General features: G+C 62.7%; 8 protein-coding genes, 2 tRNA genes, 3 rRNA genes and 1 pseudogene (1 of these 14 only partly in view). 13 read left to right on the top strand and 1 reads right to left on the bottom strand.

Features of this window, described 5'->3' with window-relative positions; genetic code table 11:
• The 6 genes from KI242_RS21630 to mrdA all read left to right on the top strand — a co-directional run.
• A 16S ribosomal RNA gene (locus tag KI242_RS21630) occupies positions 1–212 on the top strand (it extends 1327 nt beyond the left edge of the window).
• A 123-nt stretch (positions 213–335) separates the two neighbouring features.
• Positions 336–412, top strand: a tRNA-Ile gene (locus KI242_RS21625).
• A gap of 10 nt (positions 413–422) precedes the next feature.
• Positions 423–498, top strand: a tRNA-Ala gene (locus KI242_RS21620).
• Between the two features lie 233 nt (positions 499–731).
• Positions 732–3623: ribosomal RNA gene (locus KI242_RS21615) — 23S ribosomal RNA — on the top strand.
• 138 nt (positions 3624–3761) lie between these two features.
• A 5S ribosomal RNA gene (gene rrf / locus KI242_RS21610) occupies positions 3762–3877 on the top strand.
• Together the 16S, 23S and 5S rRNA genes with 2 tRNA genes alongside form the textbook arrangement of a ribosomal RNA operon.
• Positions 3878–4098: 221 nt before the next feature.
• Positions 4099–5991, top strand: coding sequence for a penicillin-binding protein 2 (gene mrdA, locus KI242_RS21605; RefSeq protein ID WP_011062421.1), 1893 nt, complete (start codon positions 4099–4101; stop codon positions 5989–5991).
• Position 5992: 1 nt separating this feature from the next.
• Here mrdA and KI242_RS21600 read toward each other — a convergent pair whose 3' ends face one another.
• Positions 5993–6958 carry a LysR family transcriptional regulator gene (locus tag KI242_RS21600; RefSeq protein WP_065363151.1) on the bottom strand — a complete coding sequence of 322 codons (966 nt, stop codon included), beginning with the start codon at positions 6956–6958 and terminating at the stop codon, positions 5993–5995.
• 178 nt (positions 6959–7136) lie between these two features.
• On the opposite strand from KI242_RS21600, the pseudogene KI242_RS21595 reads away from it, so the two are divergent.
• The 7 genes and pseudogenes from KI242_RS21595 to KI242_RS21565 all read left to right on the top strand — a co-directional run bounded on the left by KI242_RS21595 (position 7137) and on the right by KI242_RS21565 (position 16790).
• Positions 7137–8449: pseudogene (locus tag KI242_RS21595) on the top strand (MFS transporter).
• Positions 8450–8468: 19 nt separating this feature from the next.
• On the top strand, positions 8469–9698 hold the full coding sequence (locus tag KI242_RS21590) for a Zn-dependent hydrolase (RefSeq protein ID WP_212805563.1): 1230 nt from the start codon (positions 8469–8471) through the stop codon (positions 9696–9698).
• A gap of 10 nt (positions 9699–9708) precedes the next feature.
• Complete coding sequence (locus KI242_RS21585; RefSeq protein WP_041119293.1) at positions 9709–10734, top strand: histone deacetylase family protein; 1026 nt, start codon at positions 9709–9711, stop codon at positions 10732–10734.
• A gap of 456 nt (positions 10735–11190) precedes the next feature.
• A complete protein-coding gene (locus tag KI242_RS21580; protein WP_212805562.1) occupies positions 11191–13095 on the top strand; it encodes a sigma-54-dependent Fis family transcriptional regulator in 1905 nt (634 codons plus the stop codon).
• Entirely contained in the window at positions 13095–14813 is a 1719-nt protein-coding gene (locus KI242_RS21575; RefSeq protein WP_212805561.1) for an ABC transporter ATP-binding protein, read from the top strand. The genes KI242_RS21580 and KI242_RS21575 overlap by 1 nt, the downstream gene beginning before the upstream one ends.
• Positions 14803–15486: a S8 family serine peptidase gene (locus KI242_RS21570; protein WP_212805560.1), complete on the top strand. Its 684-nt coding sequence runs from the start codon at positions 14803–14805 to the stop codon at positions 15484–15486. The genes KI242_RS21575 and KI242_RS21570 overlap by 11 nt, the downstream gene beginning before the upstream one ends.
• On the top strand, positions 15471–16790 hold the full coding sequence (locus tag KI242_RS21565) for a tryptophan 7-halogenase (protein WP_212805559.1): 1320 nt from the start codon (positions 15471–15473) through the stop codon (positions 16788–16790). Before KI242_RS21570 ends, KI242_RS21565 begins: the two co-directional genes overlap by 16 nt.
• The last annotated feature ends 93 nt before the right edge of the window (positions 16791–16883 follow it).

Here is a 16883-nt window from a genome sequence, read left to right as displayed (position 1 = left end):
GAAGTCGGAATCGCTAGTAATCGCGAATCAGAATGTCGCGGTGAATACGTTCCCGGGCCTTGTACACACCGCCCGTCACACCATGGGAGTGGGTTGCACCAGAAGTAGCTAGTCTAACCTTCGGGAGGACGGTTACCACGGTGTGATTCATGACTGGGGTGAAGTCGTAACAAGGTAGCCGTAGGGGAACCTGCGGCTGGATCACCTCCTTAATCGACGACATCAGCTGCTTCATAAGCTCCCACACGAATTGCTTGATTCATTGAAGAAGACGATAGAAGCAGCTTTAAGCTCCAAGCTGATAGCTCCAAGCTAACAGTTACAAGCTCGAAATTGGGTCTGTAGCTCAGTTGGTTAGAGCGCACCCCTGATAAGGGTGAGGTCGGCAGTTCGAATCTGCCCAGACCCACCAATTTTGTTATGGGGCCATAGCTCAGCTGGGAGAGCGCCTGCCTTGCACGCAGGAGGTCAGCGGTTCGATCCCGCTTGGCTCCACCATAAACTGCTTCTGAAAGCTTAGAAATGAGCATTCACTTTGAATGTTGATTTCTAGTCTTTTGATTAGATCGTTCTTTAAAAATTTGGGTATGTGATAGAAAGATAGACTGGACGTTACTTTCACTGGTAACGGATCAGGCTAAGGTAAAATTTGTGAGTTCTCTTTTAATTAAGAATGCAAATTTTCGGCGAATGTCGTCTTCATAGTATAACCAGATTGCTTGGGGTTATATGGTCAAGTGAAGAAGCGCATACGGTGGATGCCTTGGCAGTCAGAGGCGATGAAAGACGTGGTAGCCTGCGATAAGCTTCGGGGAGTCGGCAAACAGACTTTGATCCGGAGATCTCTGAATGGGGGAACCCAGCCATCATAAGATGGTTATCTTGTACTGAATACATAGGTGCAAGAGGCGAACCAGGGGAACTGAAACATCTAAGTACCCTGAGGAAAAGAAATCAACCGAGATTCCCTTAGTAGTGGCGAGCGAACGGGGACTAGCCCTTAAGTGGCTTTGAGATTAGCGGAACGCTCTGGAAAGTGCGGCCATAGTGGGTGATAGCCCTGTACGCGAAAATCTCTTAGTCATGAAATCGAGTAGGACGGGGCACGAGAAACCTTGTCTGAATATGGGGGGACCATCCTCCAAGGCTAAATACTACTGACTGACCGATAGTGAACTAGTACCGTGAGGGAAAGGCGAAAAGAACCCCGGAGAGGGGAGTGAAATAGATCCTGAAACCGTATGCGTACAAGCAGTGGGAGCAGACTTTGTTCTGTGACTGCGTACCTTTTGTATAATGGGTCAGCGACTTATTTTCAGTGGCAAGCTTAACCGAATAGGGGAGGCGTAGCGAAAGCGAGTCTTAATAGGGCGTCTAGTCGCTGGGAATAGACCCGAAACCGGGCGATCTATCCATGGGCAGGTTGAAGGTTAGGTAACACTGACTGGAGGACCGAACCGACTACCGTTGAAAAGTTAGCGGATGACCTGTGGATCGGAGTGAAAGGCTAATCAAGCTCGGAGATAGCTGGTTCTCCTCGAAAGCTATTTAGGTAGCGCCTCATGTATCACTGTAGGGGGTAGAGCACTGTTTCGGCTAGGGGGTCATCCCGACTTACCAAACCGATGCAAACTCCGAATACCTACAAGTGCCGAGCATGGGAGACACACGGCGGGTGCTAACGTCCGTCGTGAAAAGGGAAACAACCCAGACCGTCAGCTAAGGTCCCAAAGTTATGGTTAAGTGGGAAACGATGTGGGAAGGCTTAGACAGCTAGGAGGTTGGCTTAGAAGCAGCCACCCTTTAAAGAAAGCGTAATAGCTCACTAGTCGAGTCGGCCTGCGCGGAAGATGTAACGGGGCTCAAACCATACACCGAAGCTACGGGTATCACGTAAGTGATGCGGTAGAGGAGCGTTCTGTAAGCCTGTGAAGGTGAGTTGAGAAGCTTGCTGGAGGTATCAGAAGTGCGAATGCTGACATGAGTAACGACAATGGGTGTGAAAAACACCCACGCCGAAAGACCAAGGTTTCCTGCGCAACGTTAATCGACGCAGGGTTAGTCGGTCCCTAAGGCGAGGCTGAAAAGCGTAGTCGATGGAAAACAGGTTAATATTCCTGTACTTCTAGTTATTGCGATGGAGGGACGGAGAAGGCTAGGCCAGCTTGGCGTTGGTTGTCCAAGTTTAAGGTGGTAGGCTGGAATCTTAGGTAAATCCGGGGTTCTAAGGCCGAGAGCTGATGACGAGTTACCTTTTAGGTGACGAAGTGGTTGATGCCATGCTTCCAAGAAAAGCTTCTAAGCTTCAGATAACTAGGAACCGTACCCCAAACCGACACAGGTGGTTGGGTAGAGAATACCAAGGCGCTTGAGAGAACTCGGGTGAAGGAACTAGGCAAAATGGCACCGTAACTTCGGGAGAAGGTGCGCCGGTGAGGGTGAAGGACTTGCTCCGTAAGCTCATGCCGGTCGAAGATACCAGGCCGCTGCGACTGTTTATTAAAAACACAGCACTCTGCAAACACGAAAGTGGACGTATAGGGTGTGACGCCTGCCCGGTGCCGGAAGGTTAATTGATGGGGTTAGCTAACGCGAAGCTCTTGATCGAAGCCCCGGTAAACGGCGGCCGTAACTATAACGGTCCTAAGGTAGCGAAATTCCTTGTCGGGTAAGTTCCGACCTGCACGAATGGCGTAACGATGGCGGCGCTGTCTCCACCCGAGACTCAGTGAAATTGAAATCGCTGTGAAGATGCAGTGTATCCGCGGCTAGACGGAAAGACCCCGTGAACCTTTACTATAGCTTTGCACTGGACTTTGAATTTGCTTGTGTAGGATAGGTGGGAGGCTTTGAAGCGTGAACGCCAGTTTGCGTGGAGCCATCCTTGAAATACCACCCTGGCAACTTTGAGGTTCTAACTCAGGTCCGTTATCCGGATCGAGGACAGTGTATGGTGGGTAGTTTGACTGGGGCGGTCTCCTCCTAAAGAGTAACGGAGGAGTACGAAGGTGCGCTCAGACCGGTCGGAAATCGGTCGTAGAGTATAAAGGCAAAAGCGCGCTTGACTGCGAGACAGACACGTCGAGCAGGTACGAAAGTAGGTCTTAGTGATCCGGTGGTTCTGTATGGAAGGGCCATCGCTCAACGGATAAAAGGTACTCCGGGGATAACAGGCTGATACCGCCCAAGAGTTCATATCGACGGCGGTGTTTGGCACCTCGATGTCGGCTCATCACATCCTGGGGCTGAAGCCGGTCCCAAGGGTATGGCTGTTCGCCATTTAAAGTGGTACGCGAGCTGGGTTTAGAACGTCGTGAGACAGTTCGGTCCCTATCTGCCGTGGACGTTTGAGATTTGAGAGGGGCTGCTCCTAGTACGAGAGGACCGGAGTGGACGAACCTCTGGTGTTCCGGTTGTCACGCCAGTGGCATTGCCGGGTAGCTATGTTCGGAAAAGATAACCGCTGAAAGCATCTAAGCGGGAAACTTGCCTCAAGATGAGATCTCACTGGAACCTTGAGTTCCCTAAAGGGCCGTCGAAGACTACGACGTTGATAGGTTGGGTGTGTAAGCGCTGTGAGGCGTTGAGCTAACCAATACTAATTGCCCGTGAGGCTTGACCATATAACACCCAAGCAATTTGCTTAAGAAGCGAGTTGCGGTGTGTGAAGACGATACAAACCGAAAGTTTGCGAACACACAAAGCTATTACATACCCATTCGCTGGCACGTTGCACAAGCAACGGACTGGCTACCGAATTTCTTGACGACCATAGAGCGTTGGAACCACCTGATCCCATCCCGAACTCAGAAGTGAAACGATGCATCGCCGATGGTAGTGTGGGGTTTCCCCATGTGAGAGTAGGTCATCGTCAAGATTAAATTCCGAAACCCCAACTGCGCATGCAGTTGGGGTTTTGTTTTTGCGCGTGGAAAAACTTGCGCTATCCAAGTAGCCGCCAAGGCGCCATTGATCAGCCGCGATGGAAATCCCCTCAAAGTCCGTGGGTGGTTTTTGGTATGGTGCAGCTCTTTTTAAAGGACTTGAGTTCATCCGCACGGAACAGCGTCGACCTCTATTCACCGAGAAGCTGTAGCAATGCCCGAAGCGATTCCGATCAAGGACCACGAGAAAGAAAGCCGCCTGGTCAACAAACGGCTGCTGGCCTGTGCCGTATTGGTGGTGGCCATCACCTGCGCCCTGGTGGCGCGGATGTATTTTCTGCAAGTGGTGGAGTTCGACTACCACTCCACCGTTTCCGAGAACAACCGCGTCCATGTGCTGCCGATCACTCCCACCCGGGGGCTGATCTACGATCGCAACGGCGTGGTCCTGGCGGACAACCGCCCCAGCTTCAACCTGACGATCACTCGCGAACGCACCACCGACCTCAAGGGCGAGCTGGACACCGTGGTCGATCTGCTGCACTTGCCCCCGGAAGACCGCACGCTGTTCGACAAGGAGATGAAGCAGGCCCGTCATCCCTTCGTCCCCGTGACCCTGTTCTATGAGCTCACCGAAGAGCAGATCGCCGTGCTCGCGGTCAACGAATACCGGTTGCCCGGCCTGGACGTGGAAGCCCAGTTCGTCCGCCACTATCCCCTGGGCGCACACTTTGCCCACTCCATCGGTTACGTCGGGCGGATCAACGAGAAAGAAGCCAAGACCCTGGACTCGGTGGAGTACCGTGGCACCCAATCCATCGGCAAGACCGGCATCGAGAAATTCTACGAAGCCGAACTGCACGGTCATGTCGGCTATGAGGAAGTAGAAACCAACGCCCAGGGCCGGGTGATGCGAGTGCTCAAGCACACCGATCCGATCCCCGGGAAGAGCATCGTCCTGAGCCTGGACATCAAGCTCCAGGAAGCCGCTGAGGAGGCCCTGGGCGATCGCCGTGGTTCCGTGGTGGCCCTGGACCCGGCCACCGGCGAAGTCCTGGCCATGGTCAGCAAGCCAAGTTTCGACCCCAACCTGTTCGTCACCGGCATCAGCTTCAAGGAATACGCTGCGCTGCACGACTCCATCGACCGGCCCCTGTTCAACCGAGTGCTGCGGGGCCTCTACGCGCCGGGCTCCACCATCAAGCCGGAAGTGGCGATTGCCGGCCTCGATAGCGGCGTGGTTACCGCTTCGACCCGGGTCTTCGATCCGGGCTATTACCAACTGCCGGACTTCGACCACAAGTACCGCAACTGGAACCACAGCGGCGATGGCTGGGTGGACATGGACGCAGCGATCATGCGTTCCAACGACACCTACTTCTATGACCTGGCGCACAAGCTCGGCATCGACCGCCTGCACGACTACATGGCGATGTTCGGTCTGGGCGAGAAGGTCTCTCTGGACATGTTCGAAGAGTCTCCCGGCCTGATGCCCTCCCAGGCCTGGAAACGCGCCACCCGTCGCCAGCCATGGTTCCCGGGGGAAACCGTGATCCTCGGCATCGGCCAGGGCTATATGCAAGTCACGCCGCTGCAACTGGCCCAGGCCACCGCGCTGATTGCCAACAAGGGCGTGTGGAACCGTCCGCACCTGGCCAAGACCATCGATGGCGTGGCCCCGGTGGACGAGCATCCGATGCCCAACATCCTGCTGAAGAATCCCCGTGACTGGGATCAGGTCAACCACGGCATGCAGATGGTGATGCACGATCCCCGCGGTATCGCCCGCGCCGCGGCAGCAGGGGCGCAGTACCGCATCGCCGGCAAGAGTGGTACGGCCCAGGTGGTGGCGATCAAGCAGGGCGAGCGCTATGACCGTCTCAAGACCCGCGAGCGCAACCGTGACAACGCCCTGTTCGTGGGCTTCGCCCCGGCGGAGCATCCACAGATCGTGATTTCGGTGATGATCGAGAACGGCGAAGCCGGTGGTCGGGTGGCCGGCCCCGTGGTGCGGCAGATCATGGACGCCTGGCTACTGGACCAGAACGGCCACCTCAAGCCGCAGTACGCAGCCCCGGCCAAGGCCCCTGGCGATCCTCACGTCTGAATCATTTCAACATCAGGCTACCCGGCGCCGGCTCATGCTGACTGAGCATGTGCTGGATGCTCTGCAGAAACAGTACCTCGGCCCGGCTCATGCGCTGCTCGCGGTTCCACAGCAGGTGAATGTCGACATCGGCAATGCCTTCGTGTGGCGGCAGGCGCCACAGCAGCCTGGCGTCGACATCGGCGGCCACCACATGCTCCGGCAGGCAGCCGATGCCAAACCCGGCGATCACCAGGCGCCGTACTTCCTCCAGGCTCGGCGAGGAGGCGACGATGCGTCCGCTGAAGCCCTGCTGGTCACGGAAGATGGTCAGCGGCGAGAGCATGCCGCCGATCTGGTCGCTGGTGAAACTGACGAAGTTCTCCCGCTGCAGATCGCCCTGGGCCACGTCCTGACGCCCGAATAGCGGGTGATGCTTGCCGCAAAAAAATGCGTAGCGCTGCCGCAGGAACAGCCGTTGTTCCAGGCGTGGCTGTGGCCGCCGATTAAGGCTCAGGCCCAGAGTCGCGGTCTTCTCCTGCAGGGCGCTGACGATGTCCGAGCTGCGCATCACTTCCACCTCCAGATCGACCCGCGGGTGCTGACGATGGAAGTCGGCCAGGAAGTCATCGAAGCGTTCGCTGAAGATCCGGCTGATGATCAACAGCCGCACTTTGCCGATCACTTCGTCGGCGGGCTGTTCCAGCATGCTGCTGACCTGGGACATCTGGCCGTAGATCTCTCCGGCCAGTGCGAAGATCTGCTCACCCACTTCGGTCAGGGCAAAGCGTGGGCCGCGCCGGGCGATCAACTGCCGGCCCAGTTGTTCTTCCAGGCGCTTGAGGGCCTGGCTGACCGCCGGCTGGGTCAAGTGCAGGCGCGCCGCTGCACGGCTGATGCTCAGCTCCTGGCCAATCACCCGAAAGGTGCGCAACAGGTTCCAGTCGAGGCGGTCGTTGAGCAGGCGGCGGGCATCGCGGTCGGACATGGCAGGGGCTCTGGTTCGGGCTGTAGCTGAATAATAAGCCAGGATAATAATCGAGATAACCAATAGAAAATTGACTAATTATCCCCCGGAACGGATAAATCCACCCCAGACAGGTGCCAGCAGAAGCCCCTGCGCCCGACCCTTCCTCCTGCCACAAAAATAACCAAAGGAGCCAACCATGAAGCCTTCCGCTTCGCCGCAGCCACGCCGGGCCGCGGCCGCCGCCTTTATCGGCACCATGATCGAGTGGTACGACTTCTACATCTACGCCACCGCTGCGGCGCTGGTGTTCGGTGCCTTGTTCTTCCCTCCGACGACAAACTGTTCAGCACCATGGCCGCCTTCGGCACCTTTGCCGTGGGCTTCTTCGCCCGACCTTTGGGGGGCATCATCTTTGGCCATATCGGCGACCGCATCGGCCGCAAGAAATCCCTGGTCATCACCCTGCTGATGATGGGCGTGGTCACGGTCTGCATCGGCCTGCTGCCAACTTATGCACAGATCGGTGCCCTGGCGCCGGTGCTGCTGATCCTGCTGCGCATCGTCCAGGGCATTGCCGTGGGCGGTGAGTGGGGCGGGGCGGTGTTGATGGCCGGCGAGCACGCGCCCAAGGGCCGGCGCAACTTCTTCGCGTCTTTCGCCCAGCTGGGCAGCCCGGCGGGGCTGATCCTTTCGCTGCTGGCCTTCAGCGCCGTGACCCGCCTGCCCGAGGACGCCCTGATGAGCTGGGGCTGGCGCCTGCCGTTCCTGGCCAGTGCGCTGTTGCTGCTGGTGGGCCTGGCGATTCGCCTGGGGGTCAACGAGTCGCCGGAGTTCCTCGCCAGTCGCGAGCTGGCGGCCAGGTCGCTACGAAAGGAGCAGGCTCCGGTAATGGAGGTGCTGCGCACCGCCTGGCGTCCCTTGCTGCTGTGCATCGGCGCCAACACCCTGGGGATTGCCGGGGTGTATTTCACCAACACCTTCATGATTGCCTACACCACCCAGCAACTGGAGATTCCCCGTTCGCTAATTCTCGAATGCCTGTTCGTGGTGGCGCTCATCCAGTTCTGCATCCAGCCCCTGGCCGCCTGGGCCGCCGAGAAAATTGGCGCCACGCGCTTTCTCTGCCTGGTGTCGCTGTTGGCCATGGCCTCGCCCTATCCGATGTTCGTGCTGGTGAGTTCCGGGCAGGCGCCGCTGATGATCCTCGGCATCGCCCTGGCAGTGGTGTGCATGGCCTCCTTCTACGCGGTGATCGCCGGTTACGTCAGCGGCATGTTCGAGACCCGGGTGCGCTACACCGCGATCTCCCTGGCCTATCAAGTCTGCGGTGCCCTGGCCGGTGGCCTGACCCCGCTGATCGGCACCTGGCTGGCCCACAGGTTCATCGGCCAATGGTGGCCGATGGCGCTGTTCTACAGCCTGATCGCCGCAGTATCGCTGGTCTGCGTGCTGGCTCTGTCTCGCCGCCATGCCCAGGCCCATCGCCTGGAAATGGCGTCCAACGCTTGATTGTCTGGAGAAACGATCGATGTTGAAAATCAATGGCCAACGCCTCTGGGCGAGCCTGATGGCCATGGCCGAAATCGGTGCCACGGCCCGTGGCGGCAGCTGCCGCCTGGCCTTGAGCGATGAAGACCGGGCTGGTCGCGAACTGTTTGCCCACTGGTGCACCGAGGCCGGCATGAGCCTGAGCGTCGACCCCATCGGCAACCTGTTTGCCCGGCGCCCCGGGAGCGACCCGGACGCTGCCCCGGTGATGATGGGCAGCCACCTGGACACCCAGCCCGAAGGCGGGCGCTTTGATGGGGTCTACGGTGTGCTGGCCGGATTGGAAGTGGTGCGCACGCTCAATGACCTCGGGATCCAGACCCGCAAGCCCCTGGAAGTGGCGGTCTGGACCAACGAGGAGGGCGCGCGTTTCACCCCGGCGATGTTCGGCTCGGCGGTGTTCACCGGGGTCATGGCCCTGGACGCCGCCCTGGCGGTGCGTGACGCCGATGGCATCAGCGTCGCCCAGGCCCTGCAGCGCACCGGTTATGCCGGCAGCCGGCCCCTGGGCGCAGCGGTGGATGCCTACTTCGAAGCCCATATCGAACAGGGCCCGATCCTTGAAGACAACGCCAAGAGCATCGGCGTGGTCAGCGGCGGCCAGGCCATCCGCTGGCTCGATGTGCAGGTCGAAGGCCTGGCGGCCCACGCCGGCACCACGCCGATGCCGCTACGCAAGGATGCGCTGTACGGCGCGGCGCAGATGATTCTTGCGGTGGAGCAGTTGGCAGCGGATTTTGCCCCCCAGGGCCTGACTACCGTGGGTGAGCTGAGCATCGCCAAGTCGTCGCGCAACACCATTCCCGGCTTGTTGAACTTCACCGTCGACCTGCGCCACCACCAGGATCGGCAGATCGCCGCCATGGAGCAGCAGGTGGAGGAACGCCTGCTGGCCATCGCCAGCCAGCGCGGGCTCAAGGTCAGTATCAGCCGGCACTGGGTCAGCCCGGCCACGCCATTTGATGCCGAGTGCGTGGCGGCGGTGCAGCAGGCGGTGGATGGCCTGGGCTACCCTCAGCAGTCCATCGTCAGCGGCGCTGGCCATGACGCCATCTTGCTGGCCCGCTACTGCCCGACGGCTATGGTGTTCATTCCCTGTGTCGGTGGCCTGAGCCACAACGAAGCCGAAGACGTGTTGCCCGAGGACGTGCGCCAGGGCGCCGATGTATTGCTTAACGCCGTGCTGGCCCGTGCTGGCCAGGTTGAATAAGGAGAAGGTCATGCGCAGTTTTTTCCACCCCGAACAGTTGCTCCACCATCCACGCAGCTACTACTCGCGCGGCCAGATGCGCATACCCCAGGAGGTGCCGGAGCGCGCCCAGCGCCTGGTGCAGGCCGCACACTCCCTGGGTTTTGCCGTCGAGCAGCCACGGGATGCCGGGATGGCACCGTTGCTGGCGGTACACGGCGCGCCGTACTTGGCGTTCCTGCAGGATGCGCACCAGGGCTGGAAGGACATCCCCGAAGACTGGGGTGATGAGGTGATGTCCAACATCTTCGTGCGTGAGCCCAATGCCCTGCGCGGGGTCCTGGCCCAGGCCGCGTGCTACCTGGCCGACGGTAGTTGCCCGGTGGGTGAGTCGACTTGGCGTGCAGCCTACTGGTCAGCGCAAAGTGCCGTCGCCGGGGCCCAGGCGTTGCTCGACGGTGAGCCGGCGGCCTACGCCTTGTGCCGCCCGCCGGGCCACCACGCCCGGGCCGAGGCGGCCGGGGGCTTTTGCTACCTGAACAATGCGGCGATCGCCGCCCAGGTCCTGCGGGACAAATACGCCCGGGTGGCGGTGCTGGACACCGACATGCACCACGGCCAGGGCATCCAGGAAATCTTCTACGAGCGCGCCGATGTGCTGTATGTCTCGGTGCACGGCGACCCGACCAACTTCTACCCGGGGGTGGCCGGGTTCGCCGAAGAGCGTGGCGCCGGGGCGGGGGAGGGCTACAACCTCAACCTGCCGATGGCCCATGGCGCCAGCGAAGGGGATTTCCTCGCCCATCTGGAACAGGCCCTGGTGGCGGTGAAGGCGTTCGATGCCGAGGTGCTGGTGCTGTCTTTGGGGTTCGATATCTATGAACTTGACCCGCAGAGCAAGGTGGCAGTGACCCGGGACGGCTTCGCCATCCTTGGCCAGCGAATCCGCAGCCTGGGCCTGCCGTGCCTGATCGTCCAGGAAGGCGGCTATCACCTGGAAAGCCTGGAAGACAACGCCCGCGCCTTCTTCGCAGACTCTGGCGCCTGGGCCCTGTAGGCACCACCAGCCCTGCCCGCTCGCAGGAGCCGGCTTGCCCGCGAAAGGGGCCTCACGCCTTGCACCCGACTAAAGGCCCTCGTTCGCTGGCAAGCCAGCTCCTGCACAAACTGGCATGCATTCGTCTTAGGAGCCGGCCTGCCGGCATAGGGGGCTCAAGCCCTGCGCTCGTCTCGGGGCCCTCTTCGCTGGCAGGCCAGGGCCAACGGGAGGGGGCGTGCGGTACTTGCCATTTGCTTTACGTTAACGTCAAGATGCTCGAGCGCCCGTTCCACTGGCGCAGGTTTTGCTTGATCTCCAATGACAGGGGCAGCAATTCAGGGCTGCCCGATGATCCGGGCAAAGCCCCTTTACTGCCCCCTGAACCCGGTGTAGACATTGACCACGGCTTGCGTGCTTCGCGCAATCCAAGGGAGTGGAGCGGGATGCAGCGGGCGGACCGATTCGGAGCGCTTGATGACTCTTATAAAAACAATAAAGGGTGAGCAGCAACACGAAGCCCGGCTGGCCCGGGAACGGCTGCACCTGGAAGGCCAGATCCCCGACGGGGTTCTGCGTGCGGAAATCGATGCCTCATGGCGGCGCAGCCTCAGCCATGGCGTGCACTTTGGCAGCCAGCACCAACTGACCCTGGAATCCAGCGCCAGCCTCGAAGTGCTGCTGGCCAGCAACCGCCTGTTGCTGGACGCGGCGATCCCGGCCATCGACTACCTGAGCCAGCATCAGGGCAAGGACGGGATGATCATCCTGGCCAATGCCGACGCCACCATCCTAGCCATCGAAGGCCGCGCCGATCGTCTCAAGGACAGCGGCGTGCAGGACATCACCCTTGGCGCCTGCTGGAGCGAAGCCACCCGCGGCACCAACGCCCTGGGCACGGCCCTGGTGGAGGCCCGGCCGACCCTGATCGACTGCGGCGAGCACTACCTGGACCGTCTCAGCCATTTCTCCTGCACCTCGGTGCCCATCCAGTGCCCCCAGGGCGAGATTCTCGGGGTGCTCGACCTGACCCGCGAAGGCCCCCTGGGCCGGGCCCAGGACAGCACCGCGCTGCTGGCCATGGCGGTCAGCCAGATCGAAGCCCGGGTGTTCCATGCCACCTACCCGGAGCAGATCGTCCTGGCCTTCCACAGCCGCCGGCAATACCTCGAATCACCGTGGCAGGGGCTGCTGGCCCTGAGCCTGGGCGGGCAGATCCTCGCGGTCAGCGGCCAGGCCTGCCAGTTGCTCAACACCCCGCGCGCAGCCCTGGTGGGCCGGCGCTGCGAAGAGTTCCTCGGGGTCGATGGCCTGCAACTGCTCGCACGCCTGCAACAGGGCGCCGTGGGTAGCCTGCAAACCGCCAAGGGCGAGCTGTTCTACAAGGCCCTGCGGGCGCCGCAGCCAGCGCTCAACCTGCACCGCGCGCCACGCAGCGCTCCGAAAGCCGCAGCCATGCCCCAGGACCTGGAAGCCCTGGCCGGGGGCAACAGCCGTTACGCCCGCACCTTGCGCATGGCCCGTCAGGGCCTGGCCAATGACCTGCCGGTGTTGCTACTGGGCGAAACCGGCACCGGCAAGGAAGTCCTGGCCCGGGCCCTGCACCGCGCCGGCAGCCGCGCCGAGAAACCCTTTGTCGCGGTCAACTGCGCGGCGATCCCCGAAGGCCTGATCGAGTCGGAACTGTTCGGCTACCGCGAAGGCGCCTTCACCGGCTCGCGTCGTGGCGGCATGATCGGGCGCCTGCAACAGGCCCACGGCGGCACCCTGTTCCTCGATGAGATCGGCGACATGCCCCTGGCCCTGCAAGCCCGCCTGCTGCGCGTACTGCAGGACCGCAAGGTGGCGCCCCTGGGGGCCGGCGAAGAACAGGACATCGACATCGCCCTGATCTGCGCCACCCACCGCGACCTCAAGCAGCAGGTGCAGGACAAGGCTTTTCGCGAAGACCTGTTCTACCGGGTCAACGGCATCAGCGTGCTGTTGCCGGCCCTGCGCGAACGCGAAGACCTGCAGCCCCTGGTGGACAGCTTGCTGGCCAAGCTCGGTGGCGCCCAGGTGAGCCTCAGCGATGAGCTGCGTCGGCTGCTGGCGGACTACCACTGGCCGGGCAATATCCGCCAGCTGGAGATGGTCCTGCGCACCGCCCTGGCCCTGCGCGAAGACGGTGAGTGCCACATCGGCCTGGAGCACCTGCCCAACAGCATGCTCGACGACCTCAATGCCAGTGCCCGACCGCAGACCGGGAGCATCCGCGAGAATGAGCTGGAGCTGATCCGCAGTACCCTGGACAACCACCAGGGCAATGTCTCGGCGGCAGCGGACGCACTGGGCATCAGCCGCGCGACCCTGTACCGCAAGCTCAAACAGTTGCGTGCCTGATGCGGCGCCTGATCACCCGGCTGGTGGACAGCCGTGACCCCCAGGCCCTGAGTGCCGCCCTGGGCTGGCTCTACAGTTTCGTGCGGCCCCATCGGCTGGCCATCGGCGGCCTGCTGGGGCTGTCGGTGTGCGCTTCCCTGCTGGTGCTGGTGCAGCCCTGGCTGACCAAGCTGCTGATCGACGACGGCATGCTGGCCCGGGACTTCCGGCGGCTGGTGCTGATCGCCGCGCTGATGATCGGCGCCGGGCTGCTGGGCACCGTGCTCTCCGGGGTCAACCGCTACCTGCATACGCGGCTGTCCGGGCGCATCCTGTTCGCCCTGCGCGACGACCTCTATCGGCATCTGCAGCGCCTGTCGCCGAGCTTCTACGGCCAGCGGCGGATCGGCGACCTGATGTCGCGCCTGGATGGCGATGTGGCGGAGATCCAGCGCTTTGCCGTGGATTCATTGTTCTCCGCCGTGTCCAGCGTGATCGGCCTGGTGGTGGCGCTGGCCATGCTCCTGACCCTGTCCTGGCAACTGTCGCTGCTGGCCCTGGTGCTGATCCCCCTGGACGTGCTCTGGCTGCGCTGGATGCGGCGCAAGGTGGAGCGCGATGTGCGCCAGTTGCGCGAGCGTTCGGCGGACATGTCCTCGTTCATGGTGGAAACCCTGCCGGTGATGAAGTTCATCCAGAGCGCCGGCCAGCAGCAGCGCGAGGCCCGGCGCCTGGATGGCCTTGGCCAGGGCTACCTGCAACAGCTGCTGAAACTGCAAGTCACCGAGTTCTTCACCCAGGCGGTGCCCGGTACCCTGACCTCGTTGTCCCGGGCCTGCGCCTTCCTGATCGGCGGCTACTGGGTGGTACAGGGCACCTGGCAACTGGGGGCGCTGATTGCCTTTTCCACCTACCTGGGCATGGCGGTGGGCCCGGTGCAGAGCCTGTTGGGCCTGTATGTGGCGATCCAGCGCATGACCGTGAGCCTGGGCCGGGTCATGGAGCTGCGTGGCGAGGAACCGGGCATCAGCAACCCCGAGGCGCCGCTGCCGGTGCCGGAGCAGGGCGAGCTGCATTTTCACGCAGTGCACTTTTGCCACCCGGGCCGCGCCTCGACCCTGCAGGGCATCGAGGCGCGTATTCCCTACGGCCGCAAAGTGGCCCTCAGCGGCACCTCGGGCGCAGGCAAAAGCACGCTCATCGACCTGTTGCAGCGCCATCACGACCCCCAGTCCGGGCAGGTGCTGCTGGGCGGCGTCGACCTGCGCCAGCTGGACCTGGCGCAGTTGCGCCGGCGGGTGGCGGTGGTCAGCCAGGATATCGTGCTGTTTCGCGGCAGCCTGGCGGACAACCTGGCCTACAGCGTGCCCGATGCCAGCCGCGAAGCCGTGGCCGAGGTGGCGCGGCTGGCGCAGTTGCAAGGGCTGATCGAGTCCCTGCCCGAAGGCCTGGACAGCCCCCTGGGGGAGCGCGGCCAGCAATTGTCCGGTGGCCAGAAACAACGCATCGCCATTGCCCGGGCGCTGCTCCAGGACCCGATGATCCTGGTGCTGGACGAAGCCACTTCGGCGGTGGACGAGGCCACCGAGCGCGAGGTGATCGAGGCCATCGACCGCTTGTTCGCCGGGCGCACGCGGATCCTCATCAGCCACCGACCCTCGACCCTGGCCGATGCCGAACTGCGCTTCGAATTGCGCGATGGCGTACTGCATGCGCTGGAGGTGGCCCATGAAGCCTGAGCTGCGCATCGGCGTGATCGACAGCGGCCATGCCGCCCATCAGCGGGTGGCGGGCGGACGACGCTTCTTCCTGCAGCCCGAAGGGATAGGCCATGGCCCCTTGCAGGAAGATGCCCTGGGCCATGGCAGCGCGATCATCGAGGCCATCGGCCAGCGCGCGCCGACGGCGCAGGTCTATGTGGCCCAGGTGTTCGACCGGCGCGCAGTCACCAGCGCCGCGCAAGTCAGCGCCGCGCTGCACTGGTTGCTTGCGCAGGACGTGCGCCTGATCAACCTGAGCCTGGGCCTGCGCCAGGATCGCGACCTGCTGCGCCAGGCCTGTGCCGCGGCCGAGGCCCGCGGAGTGCTGTTGTGCGCATCCAGCCCGGCCCAGGGCGAGGCGGTGTTTCCGGCCAGTTACCCCGGGGTGCTGCGCGTCACCGGCGATGCGCGATGCAGCGCGCAGCAGTGGTCATGGCTGAACACCGCCCAGGCTGATTTCGCCGCCTGCGTGCGCGGCAGCAGCCCGGGGCAGTCCGGCGCCAGCCTGGGGTGCGCGGCCCTGAGCGGGCATATCGCGGCCTACCTGGGTACCCACCCGCAAGCCGACAAGGCCCAGGTCCGGCAGTGGCTGCAGGACAACGCCCACTACCAGGGGCCGGAACGCCGGCAACAGCCATGCACACCATTCTGATCCTCGGCGCGGGGCCGGCCGGGGCCGCAGTGGCCCTGGGGCTGCGCCGCCTCGGCTACCCGGTGACCCTGGTCAGCGACTGGCGACGCTTTCCGGCCCTGGAAGGGGCCTCGCAGCGGGTGCTTGAAGCCTTGCGCGGTGCCGGCCTGGAACAGGCGCTGGCCCAGGCCCTGCAACCGTCCCAGCGGCGGGTGGCATGGAACGGTGCAGAACATGCGCAGAACATCGAATACCTGCTGGATCGCCCGGCCTTCGACCGCGGCCTGCGGGAGGCCTTGCGCGAAGCGCAGGTCAAGCTGATCGAGGGCCGGGTGCTGGGGGTGCAGTCCAGCGAGGCCGGGCATCGGGTCCAGGTGCAAGGGCAGGGCGAGGTGCGCGGCGAGTTCCTGGTGGAGGCCCGTGGCCGGCAGGCGCCGGTGCTGGACAAAGCCTTGCGCCAGGGGGGCGGCAAGGGCCTGCGCGGCCCGGAAACCGTCAGCCTGCTCAACCGCTGGCAGGGCCCTGGCGGCAGCGCCGCCAGCGCGGTGCACAGCCTGGAGGACGGCTGGGCCTGGATGGCCCGGCGCGAGGACGGCCAGTGCTACTGGCAGCTGACTCTGGATGTGGAGAGCGCCGGGCTGCCGGGCAAGGCGCAGTTGCTGGAGTACTGTCGCCAGCGCCGCCTGGGCTCGGCCATGGCCCGGGAATTCTTTGCCGGTGGCCAGGAGCAGCAATTGCACCTGCATGCCCGCAGCAGCACGGCGATCCTCAACCCCCAGGCCTGTGGCGCGAACTGGCTGCGGGTCGGCGATGCGGCCATGGCCGTGGACCCTTTATCCGGCAACGGCATTTTCCAATCCCTGTCCTCGGCGTTGCAGGCCCCGGCGGTGATCAACACCTTGCTGCAGCAGCCGCAACGTGCAGCGCTGGCGCAGCGTTTTCACGAGCAGCGGGTGGAACAGTTGTTCCTGCGTTTTGCGCGCATCGGCCGGGACTTCTATGCCGACGAGCAACGCTGGCCCGAGCAGCCGTTCTGGCAGGCCCGCCGGCAGTGGCCGGATTGCCAGCCGGCGCACAGTGCCGTGGACTTTTCGGCCTTGCGCATCGAGCGCGCCCCGGTGCTGCGCGACGGCCTGGTGGATGAAGCCGAAGTGGTGATCACCCCGGACCAGCCCCTGGGCATCTGGCATGTACAGGGCGTGGAACTGGCGCCGCTGTTGCGCCGTTTGCGCAGCCAGGGGGCGGCCCAGGCCCTGGCGCAACTGAGCCCGGACCAGAATCGGCTGATACGCAGCTGGTTGCTGGCCCAAGGCTACCGCCCCTGAACGGGGATCGTAGGAGCGAGCTTGCTCGCGATCCGCGCAGCGGCCATCCACCGGAGTGAACCTGCGGTCCTTTTCGCCGGCAAGCCGGCTCCT

It is taken from the genome of Pseudomonas sp. Eqa60 (assembly GCF_018326405.1).
GTDB lineage: Bacteria > Pseudomonadota > Gammaproteobacteria > Pseudomonadales > Pseudomonadaceae > Aquipseudomonas > Aquipseudomonas protegens.
The sequence above is the reverse complement of the archived record's forward strand: the minus strand, read 5'-3'. Positions and strand labels throughout refer to the sequence as shown.

What these genes read in the sequence shown, in the direction of transcription:
- mrdA (WP_011062421.1), top strand. Translation starts at nt 4,099, where the DNA reads ATGCCCGAAGCGATTCCGATCAAGGACCACGAGAAAGAAAGCCGCCTG.
- KI242_RS21600 (WP_065363151.1), bottom strand. Translation starts at nt 6,958, where the DNA reads ATGTCCGACCGCGATGCCCGCCGCCTGCTCAACGACCGCCTCGACTGG.
- KI242_RS21590 (WP_212805563.1), top strand. Translation starts at nt 8,469, where the DNA reads ATGTTGAAAATCAATGGCCAACGCCTCTGGGCGAGCCTGATGGCCATG.
- KI242_RS21585 (WP_041119293.1), top strand. Translation starts at nt 9,709, where the DNA reads ATGCGCAGTTTTTTCCACCCCGAACAGTTGCTCCACCATCCACGCAGC.
- KI242_RS21580 (WP_212805562.1), top strand. Translation starts at nt 11,191, where the DNA reads ATGACTCTTATAAAAACAATAAAGGGTGAGCAGCAACACGAAGCCCGG.
- KI242_RS21575 (WP_212805561.1), top strand. Translation starts at nt 13,095, where the DNA reads ATGCGGCGCCTGATCACCCGGCTGGTGGACAGCCGTGACCCCCAGGCC.
- KI242_RS21570 (WP_212805560.1), top strand. Translation starts at nt 14,803, where the DNA reads ATGAAGCCTGAGCTGCGCATCGGCGTGATCGACAGCGGCCATGCCGCC.
- KI242_RS21565 (WP_212805559.1), top strand. Translation starts at nt 15,471, where the DNA reads ATGCACACCATTCTGATCCTCGGCGCGGGGCCGGCCGGGGCCGCAGTG.